This window comes from Rhodococcus sp. NPDC059968 (assembly GCF_042738615.1).
Lineage (GTDB): Bacteria > Actinomycetota > Actinomycetes > Mycobacteriales > Mycobacteriaceae > Rhodococcus_F.
In genome coordinates, this window is the sequence record NZ_JBHWUE010000028.1 from 43,634 (window position 1) to 59,501 (window position 15,868).

General features: G+C 63.9%; 14 protein-coding genes. 11 read left to right on the plus strand and 3 right to left on the minus strand.

Translation table 11 applies throughout. The features are described 5' to 3' along the window. Window positions 1-418 precede the first annotated feature (418 nt). The 10 genes from ACFWAY_RS22490 (at window position 419) to ACFWAY_RS22535 (ending at window position 11,129) form a co-directional block, all read left to right on the plus strand. Window positions 419-895, plus strand: coding sequence for a hypothetical protein (locus ACFWAY_RS22490; protein WP_378512214.1), 477 nt, complete (start codon window positions 419-421; stop codon window positions 893-895). Further along, window positions 892-1,410: a hypothetical protein gene (locus ACFWAY_RS22495; protein WP_378512215.1), complete on the plus strand. Its 519-nt coding sequence runs from the start codon at window positions 892-894 to the stop codon at window positions 1,408-1,410. The genes ACFWAY_RS22490 and ACFWAY_RS22495 overlap by 4 nt, the downstream gene beginning before the upstream one ends. Next, window positions 1,407-1,709, plus strand: coding sequence for a hypothetical protein (locus tag ACFWAY_RS22500; protein WP_378512216.1), 303 nt, complete (start codon window positions 1,407-1,409; stop codon window positions 1,707-1,709). The genes ACFWAY_RS22495 and ACFWAY_RS22500 overlap by 4 nt, the downstream gene beginning before the upstream one ends. A 233-nt stretch (window positions 1,710-1,942) precedes the next feature. Continuing rightward, complete coding sequence (locus ACFWAY_RS22505; RefSeq protein WP_378457244.1) at window positions 1,943-2,200, plus strand: hypothetical protein; 258 nt, start codon at window positions 1,943-1,945, stop codon at window positions 2,198-2,200. A gap of 2,045 nt (window positions 2,201-4,245) precedes the next feature. Beyond that, window positions 4,246-4,833, plus strand: coding sequence for a hypothetical protein (locus tag ACFWAY_RS22510; RefSeq protein WP_378512217.1), 588 nt, complete (start codon window positions 4,246-4,248; stop codon window positions 4,831-4,833). A gap of 339 nt (window positions 4,834-5,172) precedes the next feature. Beyond that, on the plus strand, window positions 5,173-6,408 hold the full coding sequence (locus ACFWAY_RS22515) for a hypothetical protein (RefSeq protein ID WP_378512218.1): 1,236 nt from the start codon (window positions 5,173-5,175) through the stop codon (window positions 6,406-6,408). Window positions 6,409-7,692: 1,284 nt separating this feature from the next. Next, a complete protein-coding gene (locus ACFWAY_RS22520) occupies window positions 7,693-8,475 on the plus strand; it encodes a ParA family protein (protein ID WP_378512219.1) in 783 nt (260 codons plus the stop codon). Beyond that, on the plus strand, window positions 8,472-8,843 hold the full coding sequence (locus ACFWAY_RS22525) for a hypothetical protein (protein WP_378512220.1): 372 nt from the start codon (window positions 8,472-8,474) through the stop codon (window positions 8,841-8,843). The genes ACFWAY_RS22520 and ACFWAY_RS22525 overlap by 4 nt, the downstream gene beginning before the upstream one ends. 155 nt (window positions 8,844-8,998) lie before the next feature. Then, on the plus strand, window positions 8,999-10,354 hold the full coding sequence (locus ACFWAY_RS22530) for a DUF2637 domain-containing protein (RefSeq protein ID WP_378512221.1): 1,356 nt from the start codon (window positions 8,999-9,001) through the stop codon (window positions 10,352-10,354). A gap of 418 nt (window positions 10,355-10,772) precedes the next feature. Beyond that, window positions 10,773-11,129, plus strand: a complete 357-nt coding sequence (locus ACFWAY_RS22535; protein ID WP_378512222.1) for a hypothetical protein — start codon at window positions 10,773-10,775, stop codon at window positions 11,127-11,129. A gap of 418 nt (window positions 11,130-11,547) precedes the next feature. Here ACFWAY_RS22535 and ACFWAY_RS22540 read toward each other — a convergent pair whose 3' ends face one another. From ACFWAY_RS22540 to ACFWAY_RS22550, 3 genes are all read right to left on the minus strand, one after another. Further along, a complete protein-coding gene (locus ACFWAY_RS22540) occupies window positions 11,548-12,228 on the minus strand; it encodes a hypothetical protein (protein ID WP_378512223.1) in 681 nt (226 codons plus the stop codon). A gap of 434 nt (window positions 12,229-12,662) precedes the next feature. Continuing rightward, complete coding sequence (locus tag ACFWAY_RS22545) at window positions 12,663-14,060, minus strand: diguanylate cyclase domain-containing protein (RefSeq protein ID WP_378512224.1); 1,398 nt, start codon at window positions 14,058-14,060, stop codon at window positions 12,663-12,665. Window positions 14,061-14,262: 202 nt separating this feature from the next. After that, complete coding sequence (locus ACFWAY_RS22550) at window positions 14,263-15,207, minus strand: phosphatidylserine/phosphatidylglycerophosphate/cardiolipin synthase family protein (RefSeq protein ID WP_378512225.1); 945 nt, start codon at window positions 15,205-15,207, stop codon at window positions 14,263-14,265. A 207-nt stretch (window positions 15,208-15,414) separates the two neighbouring features. Here ACFWAY_RS22550 and ACFWAY_RS22555 point away from each other — a divergent pair, with 207 nt between their 5' ends. Beyond that, window positions 15,415-15,642, plus strand: coding sequence for a hypothetical protein (locus ACFWAY_RS22555; protein ID WP_378512226.1), 228 nt, complete (start codon window positions 15,415-15,417; stop codon window positions 15,640-15,642). The last annotated feature ends 226 nt before the right edge of the window (window positions 15,643-15,868 follow it).

The window sequence follows — 15,868 nt, forward strand, 5'->3', positions numbered from 1 at the left end:
GACCAGCGGCAACTCAAGAGAGGGGTCCTCGAGATGAGAGTGGTCCCCCCAGCGGTTTGCAGCAGCCGGGGGACCGAACACGATGCCAGTCCAGCTGACCGATACAGCCGGAAAAGCCGTGCAGTGACGGGTTGCCGCCCGTCACTGCAAATGCAGAAATGAGTGCTCTGCGATGACCACGATAGTTGGCGCGTCTGCTACGCGCCTAGCTCCTACCACCGTCGATACTGATCCACAGCATGTTCTCGCCGTTCACAGACGCATTAACGGACAGTGCTCCGGATGTGGGCACACCCAAACTCCGGGCCGGCCGCTCTGCTCCGCAGCCGCTCGCGCACTTCGTGTCCTCGCCGGCCGCGGCACCCGATCGGCTCACATTCGAGCGCTCGCCGACCACTCCGACAGGGAGCTGTTTCGGTTGGCCGACGAGCACACTGGTGATCATCGTTGCCGCCGCTGCGGTTTCTTGTATTCGGCGACTGTTCGGTTCTGCCCGACGTATCGCCGCATTCGTGACGTGCTTGAGTCCCGCCGGCTGGTACACATCACCCCAAGCTCCTCCCCCGCTCATGGTCTCTGCGCCGGCAAGGGGTCAGGCTGGACGGTGACGGGCATCGATCTCTCATCCTGGCGTAAGGCCATGGATATCTGCTCGGCCTGCCCGCTCCTCAGGAAGTGCAGAGAGGAACTGAACACTCAACTCGATCTCAGCCAGCGGCCCCGCGAGCAGATCGTCGCGGCCCTGCTCTTCACCACCACCGGACGAGCCGTCACCCGCGCCGAACTCGACGACTATGCGATCCGCCGCGGCCACAGTGCCCGCACCGACCGCCCCGCCGCATCATCTCGACGAGGCCAATCACGTGCCGCCAGAATTCGCGAGGTCGCAGCATGACGTCACTCGTCGATCAGGTCTATCTGATGGCCAACGGACATGCAATGACTCCCGCCACCGAAGGGCCAGCGGAGATCCGCTGGAACTGGTTCGCAGACCTTTACGCCAACCCGCGGTGGGGGCTTGTCACTATCCCGGGCTTCACCCCGGCGGCCGCGCACGCCGTGGCCGGACTGTGCCGGGCGACGGCTCTCGGTCCCACAACTGATGCCACAAAGGTTGCGGTCCGCGCACTCACGGCACGCTGGCAGACCATCGATCGCCTTGCCGCAATCAAAGGTGGCCGCGCACGATCCGAGGCCGCCGACTACGCCTGGGCTGCAGTGTCGGATTCCGCTATCGACGCCTACGACTACCTGGCCGGCATCGAGTTCAGCGGTGCCGAGACCGTCTCCTGCGCGTTCTGGGCCCAACTCGCCACCCAACCCTCCGAAGTCGCGGAGGCCCGCATCAACGCCGCTATCGATGCCTGGGAGGCCCGTTTTCAGGGTTCGGCGACAGGAGTCGCAGCGTGACGACCGTCAGTGCTGTCGACTTCCTCGGGCGCCGGTGGGAACTCGTCCCGATGCAGGATGTCATCTGCGCCAGGAACATTGCGGACGGCGTGGCGACACCTACCGTGCTTTCCGAGCAACTTCTCGCCGAATGTCCTCTGGTGATCTCGACTGAGGCGCTGACCCTGAGTGTGGGCGCCCGAGAGAAGCTTGCCGATGTCGTCGACTTGGTCGTGACGAACCCTGAAACGGCTTCCATTGAACAGATCCGTGAGGTCGCTTCGCTCGCCCGTCTACTTCTCCACCGACATCCCGCGTAGCAGTACAGATTCAGCGCGCTTCAGAGCAGGGCAAATCGGTCCCGATCACCCCAATCTTGTCGCGCCCTCACTAGAAGCGGGGTCGCTGAAACCCGCGGCCAAGTCCGTTCAGTCCTGATACGCCGAATCCTTCACGAGAGGCAGTCACCTTCGATGACCACTTCAGTCACATGCGACACACCGAAGAGCGCCGGTTACCCGTATCGGTTACAGGTTCGATCTAGGGTTTGCTCATGGCACAGCACAACAAGGGGCCCCGTGGGCAGATCGCTACCCGCGCGCCCCTCAGACACCACAAGGTTTACGAGAGTCGGGCAGCCGAACTCGGCATCCCTGCTGGCGACTACTCCGTGCTTATTCTCGCCATCACGCACGGACTGGACATCCCGGATTACATCAGCGAGAAACTTCAACCGGAACAGCTCCGGCTACTTGAAGTCGAAGCTGCGGGGTCGCTGCATCGCATCGAGCAGTTGGCGATGGGCGCATGAACGACACCTAAACACGGAACAACCCCCAGGGCTTGGCGGCGTCGGGGGTTGTCCGTCTATGAAATTTCGGGACCTTACCAGCTCCCTGACCACCACTACCTCGAAAGGAAGAGGCGGTGCTTACTCGATGATAACGCACGGCCGCAACTCTGGCCCGCCTGCGAATCTCCAGTCAGTTACGTGTCTGTCTCAACGAGACCACATGCCGGCTACGGCGCTCCCTCACGCTCAAGAACACTGCGACGGCGCTACCCCCGTGTTGGCTTACCAGGGCGCCCATTACGCGACGGAATCTGCGGGTTCTGAGCTGCGACTTCCGGTGCCGCTTGTGCGCGCACCGGCCCTTCTAGCTGAGGAGGGCGGTGGGCCTGGCGAATAGCGCATCGGAACTAACTCGATAGCTAATTCAAGAGCAGCGGTACCACCCAAAGGGACCCCCGGGCGGGGGTGGGTTTAGTCAATGAATCCCGCTGGGAGGACTGGCAGGTCCTCCCGTCTAGGGCGATCGTCTGGCAGGACGGTCATTCCCTGAGGTGAGTGGAAGAAGTGAGCAGCCTCTTCGACTCGGTACTGCATCCCCGAAGGGACTACCTGTGCTACGAGGTACGTCTCAGGGTAACGCATACCCTGACGCCCTTTCCACGGTTCAACATTCCGATCTCGGCGTGTCGTGGGATAAATCACACAACTCGCCGGTTCCACAAACCGCTACACAACCAGCAACGCAACCACTTCAGACCCCGTGGATCGACGAGCTACGACGACTCAATACGGACACCGATCAGCGCGGAAAATCCTGGACGCTGCCCATCAACCCCGGCCAAGAAGCAAGCATCCCGATCTGGACAAGCCGCGACGGATGGATGCGACAAGTCCGGTACGCAGTCACCAAGACCGCCGCCGGCCGCGCCGCAGCCGCCCGACACAGGATCGGCGTCGAAAGTATGGTCGCCATCGCTGCCGCGCACGCGTCGTCGGCCGACTCGAAAACTGGGCGCCGCGTTACTGCCACAGTCCAAAACCTCGCCGCCCGCGCCGGTGTGTCCGAGTCGGTGGTCAAACGAGGTCGCCGCGTGCTGAAAGCACTACACCTCGGCTTCGAGCTGGTACGGGGCCGCACCCTGACTACGCGTGAATTCCAAGCCGCAGAAGTCCACCACGGTGGGCGTCAGCACCGCGCTGCCAGCGTATGGGCTCTTTCCTCCCCACCTGACCTCGTCGCAGCCACTCCCTCTCCCCCACAACCAAAAAAGCGCAGCTCCCACCGCCGGTCACACCGCGCGGCGAAGCACGCTCGCCACACCACCCCGGCGGGTTCGAATCCCAATCCTCAAGCCCGCGACCGTGACCCCCTATCTTTGAGTGGTTTTTCCCCGAAGGGGATCTCTTGTAGAGAAGTAATCACCAAACGCGCATGCGCGCGCGCGAAGCAACCCTCATCCCCGAATCAGACGAACCCACGCCCACTAAATCTCCAACGAGCCGCCTCGGCCCTGGTCGCCGCAGCTCCAGTCATCGCACCCAACGGCCACATCGGAGCCGTGTGCGACGTCATCGATCGTGCAGGAATCGACACAACCCGCTGGACAGGACGGGATATCGCCCAAGCTTTGACCGCTGACACCGTCTCGCGAGGTGAGCTCTGGCCGAACACGGTTCGCACACCGGTCGGATATCTGACCTGGCGTTTGTCCAGAATCGACTGGTCGGGCCCCTCCCCCAGCGAGCGACGCGTCGCGGAGGCTGCGCACAGCGCACAGCGCCGCGCTGAGCGTGACGCCGAACGCGAACGGGCCCGTCGCGCAGCGGCCTCGCCTGAGCACCGGAAAGCTTTCATGGAACAGATCCGCGCCGCCCTGGTACCCCAAAAGCAGGCGGCCTGACCATGCCCATCGATCCTGGGCTCACCCTGCACATACGGCGACGCTGGTCGGACCGACCGCGGACGATCACCACCGCGCCGACCGAGGTACCAGTCATCAACGAGTCTCGGCCATATACTGCGAGAATCATCGTTGCCGACTCGCACAGAACGGAGTGCGCTCGTGGGTAAGAAGAACACCGCGTCCCGATCGACCCACCGCCACCCACGGGTCTATGTCAGCCGAGTCCAGGCGCCCCACCACATCAGCCGCAACGCAGACTCGATCCGCGAACGCCTCCGCAACGGCGCCAAAACAGTCGTAGTTGACACTGCAGGTCAGCTAATCGAACTCGACGACAAAACATTCGCATCGGCCGGCGACGAGTGGACCCTAAGATTTACCGCTGGATCGCAAGCACGGATTCATCTCGACTCACCACTACCCGCGACCGCGCACATCGTTGCCACCGACGCAACGACCGTGGAAGTCACAGGGCAAGTTCATGTCTGGGCCTACACCCACGCGACAGTTACTGCCTTCGACCGGTGCAGGGTTGTAGCTCACAATCACGCATTCATCAGAGCATGCGACCACTCCACTGTGTGGGCCGACGACAATGTCGTCGTCCACGCCTACGACGAGGCCACGGTCCAAGCTAGAGATCACGCGATTCTCGCGCTTTCCGATGAAGCACGTGCAGTAGTGGACACCGCAGTTGAGGTTCGCGGTCCGGCCCGCAAGAACGTCACCATCCGGGCCACAACATGATTCCCGACCATCGGCAGACTCTGCTCCGTTGACGCACCTGTCCAACAGCAGTTCCGAGAGGGCCTTCGTATGCCTGGCTGTCGAAGTTGGCCCTCTCAAGTGCGGTGCGGCCTACCCCTCTTGGCTGTCCGGAAGCTACGTAACCCAACCTGACGTTGCTAGCAATGCGAGCTAGCATTGCTAGGCGACTCTAGCGACCTCGAATAGTTAGGCGAGCGTTGATACCTAGACTACCTACGGCTTCTGTCACGTGACGGCAGATACGGTCATCGCCTGAATCTCTCACCGGACGGCGCGTCGCGATGGCGCCTTGATCGGTGTCTGTGGTGGACTGCGAATATGCCCAAGAGCCGAGGCCGCCGCAAGGTCGGCAAAAGCCGACCCGTCCGCCGTGCTCCCCGGCAACTCCACCCCGCCGATCTTCTGCTGCGCGACGCCCGGCAACTCCTCGAAATCGACGACGTACTCACCGCCGAGACCTGGGCCAGCGGCTGGCTCGGCGAGGCGTGGTCGACGGCGGCAGTGACCGAACGCGAGCCCGAGCATCAACTGTGTATGCAGGTCACCGGGAGAGCATGCACCACACCGTCTCCGCACTCACTGGCCGCGATCGACGCGCTCGCGCGGGTCGCACCTGCGGCCGACCTTTCCATGCTGACCGACACCCTCGACATCTTGGCCGAAACCCAACCGCTGCCAGCCTGGCACACCGTCGAGGCGTGGACTCCGACCGCGGCGTGGCGCGCGGTCGACGTGTACGACAGCGAACGGGTCCTGTTCATCGACTACGACGGACCCCACCCACACACATTGATGGCACATATTTACCAGGTCGGCGGGCTGATGATCGACAAGCTCGCTCTCCTGGATCCCGGCGCAGCCACCACGTGGGACCAGCTACGCGAGCCCAATGAGGCACCAATGCCACTCCAGTCGGCCCCGGTCGCCGAGGTGCTCGCTGATCTCGCGCACGCGTTGCGCACCACCGACATGACCTGGCCCCGCACCGACGACGAGGACTTTTGCGATCACCGGGCGCTGGCATGGTCCCGCTGCCGGGACTACCTGCCAGAATGGCCCGAACACGCCGGACTACCCGAGCAAAGGCGCCGCCAACTGGTCGAGGACTTCCTCACCGATATCGGAAGCGACGACGAGGTGAGCCGGTCGCTGGCGGAACTGTTCCTGGACTACGGCGACGGCTACATCGGCGCCGGACCGCTGTGCTGGAGCCCGGGCGAGGTGATGCTTCTGCTTACAGATTGGCTTCCCCGCAAAGCAGTCCTCGACGCCGACCAACGCAACGCGCTGCCCTTCGTGTTGCGCCGATGGCTGACCTTCGCGCTGACGCAACAGGGGATCGACCGCCAGTGGATCAGCCTCGTCGTTGATGCTGTCGACACCTTCCTACCCGAGTTCCATGACGCGTTCGACGATGAAAAAGCCTGGGGCCCGGCCAAACAGGTGGCCGCAGCGCTTGCCGAGCGAGGCGTCGACCTCACCGACCGCCAGGCCGTCGACGACGGCATTCGGCAACTCAACGCCGAACAACTCGCCCGCCGATTACTGCCATGAACCGTCGGCTGTGAGCACACCCGATTCACGCGTCCTGCCGATTCCTTCTGAACCGGGGAATTCCTGCGACGCGCTGCCCAGCGAATGTGCGCTCATTGGGAAAGCGACGTAACCCCACAGTGGATGCTAGAAAGGCTACCTGGCGTTGCTAGGGAGACTAGGTAGCAAAGTAACGCTATTCCAGCTATCGCGACTAGCTAAGCGAGCGTTGATTGCTCGACTGCCTACCGCTGCTAGGAGTGAAGTAGTAGCTAGCGGTGAAGCGACCGTTGCACTAAGGCCGCTGGCGAAAGTAGCAGTTCTCGCTCACCGAGATAGGGACGCTAGCCTAGCTAGCGAAGTGCGGCTAGCTCGAGAATCGTGCTCGGTTGATCCGGGGCGAGATCCGCTCGGGCAGCATGTCGAGCGGTGAAGACTCGAAGCCGGCCTGCTCTGATTCGCCGGGTTCCGCCACGCCTAGGCAGATGCGATCTGGTTGGAGGGATGCGTTTCGCGTGACGGTGCCTCGTGGCATAGTTGTGGCGACGACCCCCTGACCTGCTGAAATATCAACGCTAGCTTCGATAGCATTGACGGGATCTACTTTGGTAGCACGAAGGGAAGCGTAACTATCCGGGCTATTTGGGCTATCGTCTCTAGCCTTCATATCGCGAATAGTTCTGCTATGGAGACGATCACAGCTACCCGTTGTATCGCAGCGATTCTCGCAATCGTAGCTATCAGAGAGATGTCAGCAAAGATATCTACCTGAGCTAGACGCCGTATGAGCGCTACTGTAGCAGCGCTTTCTATAGACGCTCGCATGTCTAGGCGGACTCGCCTTTCTAGCCTTACTAAGCTGGCTACGCAGTCTAGGAGTCGTAGGGTTGCGTGCAGAGCTATGAGTGCGAACAAAACTACGAGCGCAACGCTTGCTAGAAAAGTTCAAATACCGAGCGTTGCTGTCATCGCTATAGGCGCAGTCGTATCTAACGTCACTATGAAAACTAGTGCAGTAAGCGTTGCGAGCAAAGCGATTACAGACACCGTAGATAGGGTCGCAATCGTAGAGGCGATATCTATGTCGGCTTTCGCAGCGGTGATCGCTACGAAAGCCAAACTAGAGACACTAGTTACGCTATGCACGCTAGCTCACCTAGCGAAGAACGCTAGCGTTGCTCGGCGTGTCGAGCTAGCTCAGCAGCCAAGCCTCGCTATGCTCCCTACGCGAGCGTGCGGAGTTGCACTAACGCTCATCGCGCGCATCTGGAAGTCTCCTGGCCTCGACGGAACGGAAACCAAGTCATGACACGCAAATGCGCGATCTGCAATCAGAAAGGGGGAGTGGGCAAGACCGCCACGACCCTCGGTCTCGCGAGCGCAATAAGCAACGCTGGCGGACACGTCCTCATTGTCGACGTCGACCCCCAGGGTAACGCTACCAATGGCGTGGGCGTCACCATCACCGACGAGATGCTGACAACCTACGACCTGATGAGCCGGACCGAGTCGGGCACGGCGATCGACGCGGTCATTGCCACTCCATGGGACGGCGTCGACCTAATCCCGGCCGACCAGACGCTCGCGAACATCGAGTCGGATGGGGCCAACGACCTCATCTTCCGCCTCGACATCGCCTTCGAGGGCCTCGACCTGTCCGCGTATGACGCTGTCCTTTTCGATTGCCCACCGTCGCTCGGCAAACTCCTCTTCGCCGTTTTCTGTGCAGTGGACGGGGTCATCGTAGTAACCGAGCCCACCATCGACAGCGTTCAAGGCGTCACCAAGCTCCTCGAAACCGTCGAGAACGTCCAGCGACGCCCGAACCCGAATCTGGCTATCGACAAGATCGTCCTCAGTCGACGACGGGGGACAGGCGAGCACCAGTTCCGGGAGAGCGAGCTGCGCGAAGTCTATGGCGATCTCGTCGCGCGCACCGCCATCCCGGAGTACGCCACTCGGCAGGACGCACACAGCGCGCGCACCCCAATCCACAAGTTCGCGGGCGGAAAATCGCTGTCATTGCAGCTCGCGTACACCGACCTTCTCAGCGAACTACCCTTCAAGACCGCAGGAGCGACCGTATGAGCGTCCAACGTGAACCCGCTATCCGCAGGCCGGCGCACCCTGCTGCAGATCTTCCTGAGCGTCCCCGGGTCGTCAAAGACCCCACCCCGGCCGCCGTCGACGAGCAGCCGACGCAACTTCCGACCGAATCGACCATCAGGCCTGTCGCCGACGTGCCCGTCACGCCGGTCTGGTCTCCTGCACCCGAGGCGGCATCGCCTGTCGAGAAACTCAGCGAACAACACAATGTACGGTTGCGGCCCTCGACCAAGGCCCGGCTGACGCGCGGTGTGGACAAGCTGCGCTACGAGACCGGGGACCGGAGCATCACCATCTCGTCGGTCACCGACGCCGCGCTCATCGAGTACCTGGCCAAAAACGGCTGCTAGCACCGATAGCGCCACTAGCTAGCGGTGCTAGGTGAGCCCTCGTAGTTCGAGATATGCCCACCGCAACGCACTGGCCGCACCAACACAAGGAAGCCCCCGCCGATTGCAGCGGCGGGGGCCTCGTGGACCGGGACCCCGTGAAAGGACACCCGATCATGAACGACCTTAGTATCCGAGCAGCACGAATCCAGCTCCGCGCCCTCATTGCTGCCCTAATCGTTGCGATCGCCATTGCGGTCGGCATCACCACAGGAGCATTCGTACTCTCGTTCGCCGTGCAACGCGACCTCGCAATGCAGGCCGGAATCCCGCACTACCTCACCTGGATCTTCCCCGCCATTGTCGACGGCGCAATCCTCGGCGCAACGATCGCCATCGTTGCGCTCAGCAAAATCAACGGCAGCGCAACAGGGAAGCGCTTCTTCCTCTGGCTCGCAGTGGTCGTCGTCTTCATCAGCGTCTTCGGCAACGCCTACCACGCCTACCGCGCCGGGGAAGCCGCTGCGCGGAGTGTTGCAGCGGGCATCAACCTGGGATACACCCCATTGACTCCCACCGGCGCATCGCTCATTGCAGTCATTCCGCCACTTTTGGTCTTGGCTTTCACCCACGGTGTCGGAATCCTCATCAAGGCCATCGGCACCGCCCACACCGAGTACACCGAGGTCGTCCGAGACACCCGAGACCGCGAACAGCGGGACGGTGAGGACATCACGACCGATTACCCGACGGCGGCGGCCGAGTCGATGCCGGCATCCGAATGTAACGTCGGCCATATTGCGGCCCTCGTTGCTCCGAGCATTGCGCCGGATCCCGACGTTGCATGGGACCCCGACGTTGCACAGGACTCCGACGTTGCGCCGGACCCGAACGTTGCGTCGCGCATTGCTCAGGCCGTTGCGCCGGACCGCAACGTTGCACAGGATCCCGACGTTGCGTCGCGCATTGCTCAGGCCGTTGCGCAGTTCGCCGACGTTGCACCGGCAGACGACTCCTCGGCACCCGACGACAGTCGTGAGGCCGCGGCTGGACCCGAGGGTTCCACTGGCGTTGCGGATGCCGCACCACCAACCGAGGCGAACCCAGATGACCTCACCGACGTTGCGACCCTCACCGAGGAGCACGTTGCGCCCAGTGCACTGGACGGGCGCAACGCCGATTCCCTGAAGGTCGGCAATGCGCCGGAGGACTCGCAAGAACCATTCGTGTTGCCGGACGAAGCCCAGACCATCGAGAACCTCCTCGACTTCATCGACACGTGCGCCGACTTCGAGCCTGTAGTGAAAGAGACGGCCCGACTGCGAATCATCGAACAGCACAGCTACGCGGAAATCGCCACGCTCACGCGGGCCAAGGCCGCAAGCACCGCAATGCGCCGATTCGACAAGGTTGCGCAACGCGCGGTCGACGCCGGGTTCCGGACGCCCCCGTTGCCGGAGCTCGAGGAGATGGCGGACGGACGCAATGCGGCAACGCTCGATCCGCAGTACACATTGGTCGGGGCGCCCTGATCACCCGCCCCCGGCAACGCGGCGACGACCACTTCGTGCCCTCCGCGGCACGACCAGGGAGACGACCCAACCAACAGAACGAAGCGCGCCCCACCCAGCAAAATTCCGAACCTCCGCAACACCCAGCGCCTCTGACCGCAACACAGCCCGACGTTGCAGACCAACCAGATGAGGTTGGCAACGCAACGCCTGGTTGCGGAAACGCAACGCCGCCAGTACGAGGTTTGCAACGCCGGCGCCCGATTCGGATGCAACAGACAACCGCACGTGTGGACCGCAATGCAGATGCAACACCATCACAACGTCGGCAATCATCTGCGCAATGCAGGTGGGCGGGTGCCGCGTTGCATGCTGGACACCGGTGACTCATACAGTTCACTCGAGAAAAGTGGACGAGGGAGCGGTTGTGGAGTGGTTCGTGTCGTTTTGGGATCTGGAGACTCAGCGGACATCGGTGCGCGCAGGGGCGGCGTCCGATCGCGACGACGCCATGGCTCAGGTCATCGCCGCTGGACGCGACCTGGCGTGCCGTGACGACGGATCGGTGGTCAATAAGACCGCCCACATCCGCATCGGAACCGAGCTGGCGGTGGTGACCGGGTTCGACAATCCACGCCTGGACGACGAAAACCTGCGCTGCCGGATCGAGACTGCCATCACCGCGAAGCAACACCACGCCCGCACGATGCAGCAACGCGTATCCGTCGAGCTGCAGCCCGCCGCAGGCGCAGATACCCCGCCACTCGATCCCGAATCGGGCGAGTATGGGTGGTGATCGATCCCGACGGGTAACCGCGATCGATCGCGCCACGAAAGTCGAGTGCGGGTCTCGTCAAATGCCATCGCGGCCGCTCGAGTCGTTCGACGGTGACGCGGGCATATCAGTGTGCGTATCGACGCGGGTACGTTCAGTTGCTGATCGGTTGGCGAACCCATCTCGCGCAGCTCTTCTGGCAAGGGGGAGAGCAGGCACGATTTCATCACGGTGACGTAAGTGCCCGAGCCTGGGTCGGTTGATTATTTTCTTCGCCGGCGACCGGATGGCCGGCGGAAACGTCATCACGTGCGGCGGCTGTGCGCAAGGCTCAGATCGATTGGGCTGCAACACCCGGCCCGGTGCGCGGCGCCATCGATCGTGCGCCGAAAAGCTCCGCGACCGTAACCGCAAAGAGAGGATAGCTAACTTCGCTACGCTAGCTAGCATCGCAGTGGGCTGCTCGTTCGACGTTGCGCTTGAGTACGGCCAACATCCGTGCCTGCATGATCCAGACAACCGGGGGAAAGAGCCAGTAGAAGACGACACGTTCAAGCAAGCGAGGGCGGAAGGCTTGATAACCGCCGATCACGAGACGTGTGCGCCCGCCAGGCAACTCCTTCAACAGGAAGCCCCAGAGTCCTTCCGTGTAGGCCGACGGCCGTGGCTGCTGGGGATCAAGACTTCGGCCTCGAAGATCGCTCAACCCGTGCAGTCCCAGGAATCGATTCGGTTCAAGCGCTGCAACCTGCCACGCGTCCACGGGGCCGTGGCGGCGTGTCCAGTACTTCACGTGGTCGCCGAGGGCGAGGTCCTGCCATTCGGGGTGGACTCTGTGGGCACTTGGGCGACCGGCGTTGTCGAGGTGGTCCCAGGAGTACCAGCCGCCGCGATCCCCGCCCAGTTGTACGAGCCACGGCCAGACCTGATCCGGCGGGGCGTCGATCGTGACGGCCATCGCCCCGCCCCTTTCACCGTCGGGAACCAGGTCGGCACCGGGATACGGTCCCGCGACTTCCTCATCCGTCGCGCCCCAGCGCACGAGCCGAGGGCGTACCCAGGCCCCGTAGACGACAGCTGCCGCCCCGGCGACACCGACGATCTTGCGTCCGACTGTCATACGACAAGCATCGGAGGCGCTGCACCGCCCCGCAAGGGACCAACGTCACGGGCGCTGTGCGGCCCCATCGGCGGCCCGGCCGCAGCCCGACAGCACTTGGGACACGAGCAGCGTTAGATCGGTGCTGCCGGGGCGAGCGAGCGACGGACATCGGCGTGTCCGTGCATGCGACACGCAGCGTTCCCTCGACGCCTGGCGGTGTCCGGTCAGGGATCCGCTAACACGACAGCGACCGGGGCTGAGGATTCCGACACGTTCGTGAGAATCACCCGCCGCCACGACGTTGAGAACCCGCAGGCCGGATACACAAAAACGTGCCACCGAGCCGTGCAACCTTCCCGGTCGCAGGTTCTCGATTCCCAGGTCTCCGGTGTGACCGGGTTTGTCACCGGATATCAGTGGCGGTCTGCATGATTGGGTGCGTGGGGTTTGCGTCAGGGGGCGAGGGCGTAGCCGCTTCCGGTGACTTTGGCGTGGTACATGGCCGCGTCCGCGCGACGGATCAACGTCTGCCGGGTTTCCTGCGGTCCGGCGAGTGCGATGCCGACGCTGGCGGTGAACCGAAGTTCGCGACCGGCCGAATCGGCCCCGACCCGCAGTTCGGTGATCCGGGTGGCGATGGCGATTGTCTCCTCGACCGAGGTGGTCTGGGGGCACACGATGAGGAATTCGTCGCCCCCGATCCGGGCCACGGTGTCGGTGGGCCGCACCACCGCCTGCAGTTGTTCGGCCAACCGGATGAGGGCGTCGTCTCCGACGGCGTGGCCGAGCCGGTCGTTGAGGGTCTTGAACTCGTCGAGGTCGATCAGCAACGCCGCGACCCTGCGCTCGCTCCCGCGTGCCGCGTCCAGGGCGGCGTCGATCTGCTGATGCACCAGGGCACGGTTCGGTAGCCCGGTCAGCGGATCGTGCAGGCTCTGATAGCGCAGCGCCTCCTCTGCCTCGATGCGCCGGATCGCCGCGGTCAGCACCGCGGTCACCGACCGCAGGAACATCACCTCCCGGTCGGAGTATTCGCGGGGGCGGGCACTGTGCGCGGTCAACACGCCCCACACCGACTCGGCGCCGATGGGAACGCAGACCCCGCTCCGCAACCCCCGGGCATTCATGGCTTCGGTGGAGAACCGGTGCTCCCCGTACCGGTCGGGGCAGATGATGATCTCGTCGACGGCGGCCGCGTAGCCGGGTTGGGAATCGGCACCGGGGGTGAAGGTTTCCGGGGCGGGTGGTTGACCGCGGTAGGCGAGTACCCGCAATGCGCCGCCCGGCTTTTCGGCCCGGGCCACCGAGGCGCAGTTGACCCCCATCAACGCGGCGGCGGCGTCCGCCGCGGCGGCGAGCACGTGGTCCAGGTCGCCGTCGACGGCGAGTTGACTCAATTCGGCGAGGGCGTGTTGTTCGCGGGCCCGGTACGCGGCCGCCTCCAACGCGGTGTGCAAGCGCTGTTCGTGCTCCTGCGCAGTCCGCAGGTCCTGGGCGATGCAGGCGATCACCGTCGGGCGGTCCTGCGTGCGCTCGACCACGAAGGCCGACAGGGTCACCGGGATCGGTTCACCGGTCAAGAAATGCCGAAACTCCGACCGACCATCCCACTGGCCCTGTTCGAGCAGGGCCGATTCCATGTCGGGGGCCTGCACGAACCCGACATCGGTGAAGAACTCCGGCGCCCAGCGAGCGGCGGCGGCCGCCTCGTCGGTCAATCCCATCAGATGCATTCCGGCAGGGTTGAGATAGAGCACGCGACCGGTGTCGTAGTCGGCGAGTGCGACCAGGTTCTGGGCATGCTCGATCACCGACAGCAACATGCGAGCTTCCGCTGTTTCCGGTTCCATCCTTGCCGTCCTTCCCCGGCGTCGATGACGGGCGCCGCCATTGCGTCCACCCGCTCGGGTCGAGCCTTCGCAGGGCTTGTGATGATTCGAGTGAACACCGACAGGTTCGATCAGTCGATGGGTGATGCGTCCAAATCCTGGGTCGCGTTTCGGCCGTCGGGTTCGTCGGTTCTGTGCAGCGGACTCCCACGCTGACACAGGGTCAGAGGTTCCACAGTCCCAGCAGCGCGGTCCGGAGGCTGGGGGAGCGGACGTAGTGGTCGGTCGGCAACCGTGAGCCCGGGTGCCCGAGGTCGGTGAGCACCTTCTCCGCCTCGGGAAGGGAAAGTGGCGGCAGGTCGGTGCGGATACGGAGGAAGTACAACACCGCCCCGCCGGACCGCGGGATCTTCATGGCGTCGGACACCACGACGGCGGGTGGGTAAATCCATTCGTCGTCGGCGGAGACGAAGATGATCACGTCGCCGCGCTTCACACTGCTGGGTTTGTCGAGGCGAAGCGATTCGAGCTGGTACTTCACTGCAGGCCCAGCCGTGGTCCGCTGCCGCGACCGGTGCTCCTCGAGCACCTGGTGTTCGGTGTGGGTGGGTTCGTAGTCGACGGCATGTTTGACGAACATCCGGGCTACCGGCGCCGGCAGAAAGTCCGTGCCGGTGCGGACGCGGCCGGTGACCCCGGGCAGTGGGACGGCGCGGCCGATCTCCCATTCCCGGTTTGCGTCGTCGAGGAACACCTCATCGACCTCGGTGAGCTCGTCGAGGCCGTCGATGAATTTCCGCACCGAGGCGATGATGTCGGGGTCGTCGGTGATGACCACGGCGTCGTCGGCGAGGGCGGAATTTTCGGACGCATTCGCCGACCCGATCACCGCTCGCCGACTGGTGGCGATCACCTTGGCGTGCAGGGTCGGCGACGACAGCACCCGCACCCCCTTGTTCACGTAGTACGCGAGGGCGGCGGGGGAGGTGGCGTGCGCCCGGACCGCGGCCTTGGAGGCGTTGACGACCAACAGGTCCCCGGCGCGCAGCGGGAGCAGCTCGGGTGCGTCCTGACCGAGGTAGCCGATCGCGGCGTACCGCGCGCCGCGGGTGCGGATGGCGCGGGTGATGTGCGGCCACGGGCTCGGCCCGTGGAAGGTGGTCCCCATACCGACAGACGGTAACCGGCCCGCCCCCCGGGTGGTGACGCTCTCCCGGCGCAGGTCGACGGTGGTGCGTGTGACAGGTTGGCCGTGGTTGCCCGGGGTGCAGCGATCCGGCCGAATCTCGGTGCGGAAAATGCGTCGGCATCGGCCCCAACCGTCGGTCCGGCGCTCGTACGCTGTGGGCATCACGAGACCAGCGGGAGAAGGATGATGAGTTACGAAGCGATCTACGACGGGGTCCGTTATCCTCTCGCCGATGCGGCCGCCGCCCACGGCCTCGAGGACTCTATCCGGGGCCTCTTCGCAGACCACGGCAACGGCGGATTCGTCGGGTTTGTCAGCCAGAACTCGACGGTTCGCCTGCTGATCACGTCGGCGACTCCGGTCGCGATTCGGGGCAGCGACGAGCCGGACCCGAGCGTCGTCCACCGCTGGTAGCCCCGCCCACAGCCGATACCTTCGTCGGGCCGCAACGGTGGGTCCGTCCTCGCCGGGGACCGGGTGCCAGCGAGACTTTCGGCAACGATCTACCGCCAGCAAAGCGAAGGAGGGAGGGGCCGCACCTCTGCCGCAGCCACGCAGTGTGTGTAGTGGTGCAGTCACCTGTGGTGTCGGTGCCGTCGATCGCACTTGACCGCACTAAATTCTAAGCGCAAAACCGCAC

Excerpts from the sequence above, each read along its gene's own strand:
- ACFWAY_RS22540 (WP_378512223.1), bottom strand. The coding sequence starts at position 12,228 with ATGACAGTCGGACGCAAGATCGTCGGTGTCGCCGGGGCGGCAGCTGTC.
- ACFWAY_RS22530 (WP_378512221.1), top strand. The coding sequence starts at position 8,999 with ATGAACGACCTTAGTATCCGAGCAGCACGAATCCAGCTCCGCGCCCTC.
- ACFWAY_RS22520 (WP_378512219.1), top strand. The coding sequence starts at position 7,693 with ATGACACGCAAATGCGCGATCTGCAATCAGAAAGGGGGAGTGGGCAAG.
- ACFWAY_RS22545 (WP_378512224.1), bottom strand. The coding sequence starts at position 14,060 with ATGGAACCGGAAACAGCGGAAGCTCGCATGTTGCTGTCGGTGATCGAG.
- ACFWAY_RS22555 (WP_378512226.1), top strand. The coding sequence starts at position 15,415 with ATGAGTTACGAAGCGATCTACGACGGGGTCCGTTATCCTCTCGCCGAT.
- ACFWAY_RS22495 (WP_378512215.1), top strand. The coding sequence starts at position 892 with ATGACGTCACTCGTCGATCAGGTCTATCTGATGGCCAACGGACATGCA.
- ACFWAY_RS22515 (WP_378512218.1), top strand. The coding sequence starts at position 5,173 with ATGCCCAAGAGCCGAGGCCGCCGCAAGGTCGGCAAAAGCCGACCCGTC.
- ACFWAY_RS22550 (WP_378512225.1), bottom strand. The coding sequence starts at position 15,207 with ATGGGGACCACCTTCCACGGGCCGAGCCCGTGGCCGCACATCACCCGC.
- ACFWAY_RS22505 (WP_378457244.1), top strand. The coding sequence starts at position 1,943 with ATGGCACAGCACAACAAGGGGCCCCGTGGGCAGATCGCTACCCGCGCG.
- ACFWAY_RS22525 (WP_378512220.1), top strand. The coding sequence starts at position 8,472 with ATGAGCGTCCAACGTGAACCCGCTATCCGCAGGCCGGCGCACCCTGCT.